Below are 2,000 nucleotides of genomic sequence, written 5' to 3' on the forward strand. Positions count from 1 at the left end.
CATTATGCGACCTTAATTCATTGGTATGAACAAGATAAAGGGAAATTAAAGGAGTGTAGTAAATCAACAGTATATACCCTTGAAGATTATGACAAGGGAGAACATTTATAATCTCATATAAGACGGTGGAGAGGCTTTTTTAGAGCGTTAATGGCAAAAGAGGTATCAGAATATAGCTAAGTGTGAAAACATCATGTGAGGGCTTAAAATTGCAGTATGGAAAAATCATCGTATTTATGATAAAATGACAGTGATATGATAATAAACTCAGTTATAAAGAGAGGATATATAAATGCGAATTCAATTTACAGTAAACGATGAAGAACTGAAAATTTTAACTAAAAAAGTTATAGAGGGTAATTACCCAAGTATTAGTGAATATTGTAAGTGTAGCAGTTTACAAGAAAATACAAGTTATGTTGACTTATATAATACCTTACTAAATAAAATAAGCTTTTTGCCGAAAGACAAAGAATTTGTTTTACGAGAGTTAATAGCAACACCGCCGGCTTTGATTGGCAGATGGTTTTATGAAAATGTAAATAAGGGACTTGTGAAAAATGTAGAACACATCGGAAAAGCTGAAGGTGGAGTAGAAAAATATAAAAAGATATGAGACTTATTTCAAAAAGCTACGCAGTGCGTGGCGGATTGGAAAAGATATTTAGATAATTTTGGAGGTGCATTTCATGGCAGATGAAAATAAAGAGATAGTTATTGTAGATGATAAAACTATACAAGAAAAAATATATTTCATTCGTGGACAAAAAGTAATGCTTGATGCAGATTTAGCTGAAATATATGGTTATGAAACTAAAAACTTTAATAGACAGGTAAAAAATAATATTGAAAAGTTTGAAGGCGAAGATTTTATGTTTCAATTGACCGAGAATGAGTTTGAAAACTTGAGGTGCAAAAATTTCACCTCAAGTTGGGGCGGCTCAAGGTACCTACCAAATGCCTTTACGGAACAAGGTATTTATATGCTTATGACTGTATTAAGGGGAGAACTTGCGATTAGGCAAAGCAGAGCCTTAATTAGAACATTTAAGCAGATGAAAGACTTCATTATTGAAAATCAAGATTTTATCGGTTCAAAAGAATTAGTCCAAATAGCTATTCAAACCAACCAAAACACAAATGATATTGCAGAAATAAAATCTCAAATGGCTACTAAAGAAGATTTGAAAAAAGTAATGGATAATTTTATCGATCCGGACACTTACAAGCATTTCCTTTTGATGAATGGAGATAAGATTGAAGCGGATGTTGCCTATACAAAAATATATAAGTCAGCAAAGAAAAGCATTTACGTAATAGATAACTATATAGGCTTGAAAACCTTAGAATTATTAAGAGCTGCAAAAGACAATGTTGAAATTATAGTCTTTAGCGACAATGTGAAAAATAAAGATATGCTTACAAAAAACATCCTAAATGATTTTAGAAGAGATTATCCAAATATCAACTTAAAAATGAAGGTTGCAGGCAAAAAATATCACGATAGATATATTGCAATAGACTATGGAACAGAAAATGAAGCCTTTTATCTTTGCGGAGCTTCATCAAAGGACGCAGGAAATAAAATATCAAGTATTACCAAGATAGAAGAATCCTCTAAGGATATGTATCATACAATGTTTGGTGGAATGTTAAACAATAAGAATTTGAAAATTTAATATGCAGATAACAGAATAGACAGTTATATGAGCTTTAAGCAAGGCGGTAGAAGTAAAAATCTATCGTCTTTTTTAATTGCAACAAACAGGAGGAAAAATATATGCACGAAAATAAAAATGAACAGAATACGGGAACAAAAACCATAAAGAAAATTGGTAAAGCAACCTATGAGGTTGTTGTTCACTTTAATGAAAATGCAACGGAAACAATGCAAGACAAATTAAAACGCATAATGATTAGAGAAATGGAGAGAGAAAAACATCAAAAAGTCGATAAAAATGATTAGAAAGTCCTTGACAAGTTGTTACAGGAAAAACTGC

The 2,000-nt window shown here is 31.2% G+C and carries 3 protein-coding genes and 1 pseudogene; all 4 read left to right on the forward strand.

Annotation, left to right across the window (positions count from 1 at the left end; translation table 11 throughout):
- Positions 1 to 111, forward strand: a pseudogene (locus OCV31_RS09580) (phage replisome organizer N-terminal domain-containing protein); the annotation flags it as partial.
- A gap of 181 nt (positions 112 to 292) precedes the next feature.
- On the forward strand, positions 293 to 616 hold the full coding sequence (locus OCV31_RS09585; RefSeq protein WP_028078916.1) for a hypothetical protein: 324 nt from the start codon (positions 293 to 295) through the stop codon (positions 614 to 616).
- Between the two features lie 73 nt (positions 617 to 689).
- A complete protein-coding gene (locus OCV31_RS09590) occupies positions 690 to 1,679 on the forward strand; it encodes an ORF6N domain-containing protein (RefSeq protein ID WP_002838522.1) in 990 nt (329 codons plus the stop codon).
- 101 nt (positions 1,680 to 1,780) lie between these two features.
- Positions 1,781 to 1,966, forward strand: coding sequence for a transposon-encoded TnpW family protein (locus OCV31_RS09595; RefSeq protein WP_002416380.1), 186 nt, complete (start codon positions 1,781 to 1,783; stop codon positions 1,964 to 1,966).
- Positions 1,967 to 2,000: the final 34 nt, after the last annotated feature.

Origin of the sequence: Aedoeadaptatus acetigenes (assembly GCF_025566985.1) — a bacterium.
Taxonomy (GTDB): Bacteria; Bacillota; Clostridia; order Tissierellales; family Peptoniphilaceae; genus Aedoeadaptatus; species Aedoeadaptatus acetigenes.